This window comes from Streptomyces sp. W16, from assembly GCF_033194735.1.
Classification (GTDB): domain Bacteria; phylum Actinomycetota; class Actinomycetes; order Streptomycetales; family Streptomycetaceae; genus Streptomyces.
The window spans coordinates 1-6,445 of the sequence record NZ_JAWOAI010000531.1 but is presented as its reverse complement, the minus strand read 5'-3'; the positions used below and the strand labels follow the sequence as shown (position 1 = coordinate 6,445).

Here is a 6,445-nt window from a genome sequence, read left to right as displayed (position 1 = left end):
ACGCACACCAGGGTCGCCAAGGGCCGCGCGCACGGCAGCAGTTCGGTGAGCAGCGGCCGGGTGGCGGCGGCCCCCTCGGTGAGCCGGCGCGCGAGCGAGCGGACCGTGGGGTGGTCCAGTACGTCGCGCAGCGCCAGGCCCCGGCCGAGTCGCGCGGTGAGCTTCATGGCGGCGAGGGAGTGTCCGCCGGCGTCGAAGAAGTCGTCGGTGACGGACAGTTCGCCGGGTTCGACGTCGAGGACGTCGGCGAACTGTGCGAGCAGCGCGGCTTCGTCGTCGTCGGCCGGCGGCACGCGGCCGGCGCCCGCGGTCCGCGCGGGCAGCGGGTGCCGTTCCAGGGCGGCACGGTCCGCCTTGCCGTTCCGGGTCAGCGGGAGCGCGTCCAGCGGCAGAACCAGGTCCGGGAGCAGATGGGCGGGCAGCGTCGCGGCGAGCGCGTCGTGCGCCTGGGCGGGGCCGGGTACGGCGGGGCCGGTGCAGAAGGCGACCAGCCGCCGCTCACCGCCCGTCCGGCGGACCAGGACGACCGCCTGGTCGATGCCCGGCAGGCGGGTCAGGGCCCCTTCGATCTCGGACAGCTCGACACGGAAGCCGCGGACCTTGACCTGGTGGTCGGCGCGGCCGGCGCAGTCGAGCACTCCGGAGGGCAGCCACCGTCCGATGTCACCGGTGCGGTAGAGCGTCGGTGAGCCGGAGTCGAGGACGTTGGCGCGGAAGGCCCGGGCGGTGCGCTCGGGGTCGTTGACGTAGCCGCGCCCGACGCCCGCGCCCGTCACACAGATCTCGCCGTGGCTGCCGACCGGGAGCAGCTGGTCGTCCGGACCCAGCACGTACAGCCGGGTGTTGAGGATGGGGCGCCCGATCGGGACCCGTTCGGTGTCGACCGGTTCCCTGAGCACGTGGTGGGTGACGTCGTCGGAGGCTTCGGTGGGCCCGTAGGCGTTGACCAGCGGGATGTCGTACGCCGCGAACCAGCGTCGGGTGAGCGCGGGCGGCAGCGTCTCTCCGGTGACGAGGACCCACCTCAGCCCGGGCAGTGGGGGCGGCGGGGAAGAGACCGTGCCGAGCAGGGCGTCGAGGTAGGACGGCACCACTTCGAGGACGCTGATCCGGTCCCGTTCCAGCGCCTCCAGGAGGCCGGTGAGGTCGGCGACGGACTCCTTGTCGTGGATGACGGTGCGTCCGCCGGTGAGCCAGGCGACCAGCAACTGCCAGACGGAGATGTCGAAGCACTGCGTGGCGAGCTGCGCCACGACGTCCGTCTCCCCGAGGCCGAGGTCGACGGTCTTGGCCCGGAGGTGGTTGAGCATGCCCCGGTGGTGGATCAGGGCGCCCTTGGGTTCGCCGGTGGATCCGGACGTGAAGATCACATAGGCCGGGTCGTCGGGGCCGGGACGCGGTACGGGCCCCGTCTCGTCAGGCGCGTCCTCGTATCGGAGCACGGTCGGGCCGCTCGGCGCCCGCAGCCCCCGCGCGTGTGCGGTGGTCGTCAGTACATGGCGGCAGCCGCTGCGCCGGAGCATCGCCGCCTGCCGGTCCGGCGGGTCCGCCGGATCCTGCGGCAGATAGACGGCGCCGGCCTTGAGCACACCGAGGACGCTCACGGCCCACGGGAGCCCGCGGTCCATGGGCATGGCCACCACATCTCCGTGACCGACGCCGGACGTCCTCAGGAACGCCGCGACACGGTCGGAGGCCCGGTCCAGTTCCGCGTACGTCAACAGCTCCCCGCGGTGGGTCACGGCGACGGCGTCCGGACGGATCCGCACCTGGGCGTCGATCAGGTCGAGGGCGGTGCCCGGCGGCAGTTCGGCCTCGGCTCCCGCGAACTCCTCGGTGAGCAGGCGCAGTTCGGCCGCGCCCAGCAGGGTGGCGCAGTTGCGGTCGTCGTCGGTGCGGGTGGTGATGAGCTCCAGGGCGCGGGTGTAGTAGCCCGCGATGCGGTCGATCTGCTCGGGCGGGAAGCGGCCGTCGTGGTGGTGGAGCGACAGGTGCACCTCGTCGGTGAAGGCGTCCTGCCAGAACTCGGCGCGGAAGGGGAACTCGGTACGGCTGGTGATGTCGTGTCGGCGGAGCTGGAATCCGCGGTCGCGGACGAGGTCCTTCAGTACGTGGAAGTGGGTGAAGTTGAAGACGCTCTCGAACAGGGCGCCGCGCACGCCGAGTTGCCGCTTCAGCTCGGCCAGCGGGACCCGGCGCGCCGGCAGCAGCGCGGCCTCCGTCCCGTAGACATGCCGGATCAGGTCGGCCCAGGTTCCCGGCGCCAACCGGGCACGGAACGGGATCGTGTTGAGGAACAGTCCGGGTAGGTGCTCGGCGCCCGGTGTCTCGGGACGGCCGCTGTGTTCGTAGCCGGTCAGGACGTCGTCCGTGCCGGAGACGAAGCCCATGACGGCGGTGTGGGCCGCGAGGAGCACGGACTTCACCGGGACCCGCAGCCGTTCCGCGACGCGCGGCACCGCGGCGGACACCTCGGCGGGAAGCGGCACGTCGCGCATGATCACGTCGGGCTGCTCGTCGGCCGGGCGAGGAGCCTCGTACCAGTGGGGCAGCCCGGTCGCCTCGGCTCCCTCCAGCATCCTGGACCAGACCGCCCGTTGCCCGGTCGAGCCGGCCGCCTCGCGCTCCAGTCGTACGTAGTCGGCGTAGGTGGTCGCGCACGGGGGGAAGTCGGGTCGTCCGCCGTCGCGCAGCGCGAAGTAGGCGGCGAAGAGGTCCCGGTTCACCGTCCCGACGCTCCAGCCGTCGAGCGCCGCCGCGTGATAGCTGAGGCCGTACTGGTAGCCGCGCTTCCCGAGCAGGTGGACGGTGATGCGGACCAGTCCCGTCCCGCCCATGGCGAACCCGCGCCGCAGTTCGTCGGCACGGTGGTCCTCCAGCCGGGCCTCCTGCTCCGCCGGCGGGAGGTCCGAGAGGTCGACGACGCCCAGCGGTGGCGGGGCGGTCGCGTGGACGATCTGGATCGGCGCGGAGAAACCCGTCGGACGGAACGACGTACGGAAGACGGCGTGGTGCTCGACCACCGTCCGCACGGCCGCCCGGAAGGCGTCGAGGTCCAGGGCGTCCTGGACGCGGTAGGAGGCGACGTCGTGGTAGAGGCCTCCGCCGCCGCTGCGGGCGACCTCGTACAGCAGGCCGGCCTGGAGGGCGCTCAGCGGGAAGGCGTCGACGGCGTCGTCGGGGAGCGCCTTCCGGTCGCCGGTGTCCAGCAGGGCGAAGGGCGCGGTCGTGGTGTGGGTGCTGTCCGTCCGCCGGGCCAGGGCGGAGAGTTCCGCGATCGTCGGATGGGCGAAGAGGTCCTGGAAGGAGAAGTCGAGTCCGGCGCGGCGGGCCCGCGCGAGGACGCCGATGAACTTGATGGAGTCGCCGCCGGACGCGAAGAAGTTGTCGTCGATGCCCACGCGTGGCAGGCCGAGGACCTCGCACCAGATGCGGGCGAGCTGTTCCTCGGCGGCGTCGCGGGGTGCGGCGAAGGCCGCGGCCCCGCGCCGGTCCGGCCGCGGCAGACTCTTCACATCCCGTTTGCCGTTGTGGTTCGTGGGGATCGCGGGGACCGTGACGATGTGCCCGGGAACCATGTACGCCGGCAGCTCCGCAGCGAACACCTCGCGCAGCTCCGCCTCCTGGAAGCCCTCGCCCGGCACCACGTAGGCGCACAGGGCCCGGTCTCCCGTCCCGTCCGGCACCGTGGTCACGGCGCATTCGCGCACTCCCCCGCAGCGGGTGGCGACGTGTTCGATCTCGCCCGGCTCGACGCGGTGGCCGCGGATCTTCACCTGGGTGTCGAGGCGGCCGAGGTACTCGATCGTGCCGTCCGGCATCCAGCGGGCCAGGTCGCCGGTCCGGTACAGGCGCTCGCCCGGCACGTTCGGATCCGGGACGAAGCGTTCCTCGGTGAGCCCGGTGGCGCCGAGGTAGCCGCGGGCAAGGCCGACGCCGGCGATGTGGAGCTCGCCCGGTGTGCCGAGCGGTGCGACGCTCCCGGCGCGGGTGAGCACGTGCAGCCGGATGTTGTCGATCGGCCGGCCGATGGGGACGGCGCGTGCGGGGTCGGCTTCGGCGCAGGGGAAGTGGGTGACGTCGACGGCGGCCTCGGTGGGGCCGTAGAGGTTGACGAGCCGGGTGCCGTGCGGTGTGCCCAGCAGGGTGCGGAAGGCCGACGCCTGGCCGGCGGCGAGGGCCTCGCCGCTGGCGAACACCTGGCGCAGGGTTCTCAGGCGTCCGGCGGTGTCGTCCGCTTCGACGAGGCCGAGGAACGCCTGGAGCATCGAGGGGACGAAGTGGGCGGTGGTCACGCCGTGTCGGGCGACGCGGGCGGCGATGCGTTCGGGGTCGCGCTCGTCGCCCGACGGCAGTGTGCAGACCGCCGCTCCGGCGAGGGACCACCAGAAGATCTCCCAGAGGGAGACGTCGAACGTGAACGGCGTCTTGTGCAGGATCACGTCGTCGGGGGTCAGGGGGTAGGCCCGCTGCATCCACGTCAGACGGTTGACGATCGCCCGGTGTTCGATCATCACCCCCTTGGGCCGGCCCGTCGAGCCCGAGGTGTAGATGACGTAGGCCAGATCGGCGGGCCTGGTGCCCGCGTCGGGGTCGCTCTCCTGCGGCGCGTAGGCGGAGGGGTCGCTCACGTCGACGAACTCCTGGGCTGCCGCCGCTGTATGACGGGTGGAGGCATCGCCCAGGACGACGCGCGTGCGGCTGTGCTCCAGCACGTAGGCGATACGGGCCGCGGGCAGTGTGGGGTCGACGGGCAGATAGGCGGCGCCTGCCTTGAGGACCGCGTAGAGAGTCGTCAGTTCGAGGGGTGAGCGGGGCAGGCACACGCCCACCACGTCGCCGCGTTCGACGCCGAGCGCGCGCAGCCGGTGCGCGAGGCGGTTGGCCCGCCGGTTGAGCTCGCCGTACGTGGTGCCGTCGTCGGCGATCGCGACGCGCTCCGGGGTGGCCGCGGCCGTCGCCTCCAGGAAGCCGTGCAGGGGGGTGTCCGCCGGGAACTCCGCCTCCGTGGCGTTGAATTCGGCGAGCCGGGCCTCCTCCTGCGCGTCGGCCCGGAGGTGTTCGGCCAGCGGGGCGTCCGGATCGCTGCGTACGGCGTCCAGGACGCGCACGTGGGCGAGGGCGAGGCGTCGGACGGTGGCGCTGGTGAACAGGTCGGCGCGGTAGGTCAGTTCGGCCACGTCACGGCGTACGTCGAGGCGGATCGTCCAGGGGAACGCGACCGCGTCGGCGCCGTCGCCGTCGCCGTCCACCTCGATCAGCAGGTCGGAGGGGACGAGTCCGGCCCGGTCGAAGAGGGGGGCCACCGGTGCGTCCAGGTGCCGTGCCGCTTCGGCGTAGTCCGCGCGTACGGCGGCCAGCAGTCGCCTCAGGGAGGTGCCGGGGGATATGGGCACCGCCAGCGGGAAGTGCCCGGAGCCGTCCGGTGCGGAGGTCACCACGCTGACCACACCGGTGTCGGTCGCCCGGGCCGCCGCCACGGCGAGCGCGGCCGTGTGCAGGGCCCGGGTGAGCGTGGGTTCGTTCCGGGTGACGCGCCGGATCTCCGCGGCCGTGTCGGCGCCGATTGCCACGGACCATGTGGCCAGGGGGTGTTCGGGGTCCTGGCCGAGGAAGTCCCGCGGCAGCACGGTCGGTTCCGGGTGCTCGGCGATGCGGCGCCGCCAGAACGCGGTCTGTTCGGGATCGGCGTGGACGGTTCGCGGGGACGCGACTGTGGAAGCCATGCGGCGCACACCTCAGCAGTCTCAGAAGTCGAAGTCGGGAGTGTCGGGCACGAGCGCGACCGACCGGGGTGGAAGGACGGGACGATGCGGGTTCTCCGCCAGCCCCTCCAGGAGTCCGAGGAACACCCGCAGGAGGTGTTCGGCGGTCGACCGTTCGTAGAGGTCGCTCGCGTACTCCAGGTCCAGGACGAGCCCGCTGGGACGCTGGTAGGCCTGGAGGTTGAGGTCGAAGCGGGTGGTTCCCGGGTTCAATACGTCGACGGCGATGTCCAGTCCGCCCCGGTGGAAGGCGTGGAAGTCGATGTTCTGCAGGGCGAAGTAGGCGTCGAAGAGCGGGTTGCGGGCGAGGTCGCGGGGCAACTCCAGCCGGTCGACGAGCCGTTCGAAGGGATACGACTGGTGGGCCAGGGCTTCCCGCGTTCCCCGGGTGATCTGCCGCAGGAGGCTGCCGTACGACTCGTCCTCGCCGACCACGGCGCGCAGGCACACTGTGTTGACGAACATGCCGATCGTCGCGTCGAGTTCGGGACGGTCGCGGCCGGTGACGGGGCTTCCGACGACGAGTTCGCGGCACCCGAGGACACGGGCGAGAGCGGCGCAGTAGGCGGTCAGCAGCACGGCGTACGGAGTGGTGGCGTGGCGGCGCGCCGTCCGCACGACCGCGTCGGTCCGCGACCTGCCCACACCTCGGCGGAGCACTTTGCCGGCGGTGGCGCGGC

The 6,445-nt window shown here is 72.6% G+C and carries 2 protein-coding genes; both read right to left on the bottom strand.

Annotated features, from left to right (window positions below):
- Nucleotides 1-5,726, bottom strand: a 5,726-nt coding sequence (locus tag R6V09_RS42810) for a non-ribosomal peptide synthetase (RefSeq protein WP_317886889.1), incomplete at its 3' end; no start/stop codon positions are given.
- A 21-nt stretch (nucleotides 5,727-5,747) separates the two neighbouring features.
- The coding region (locus tag R6V09_RS42805; RefSeq protein ID WP_317886888.1) for a condensation domain-containing protein at nucleotides 5,748-6,445 on the bottom strand (698 nt) is incomplete at its 5' end.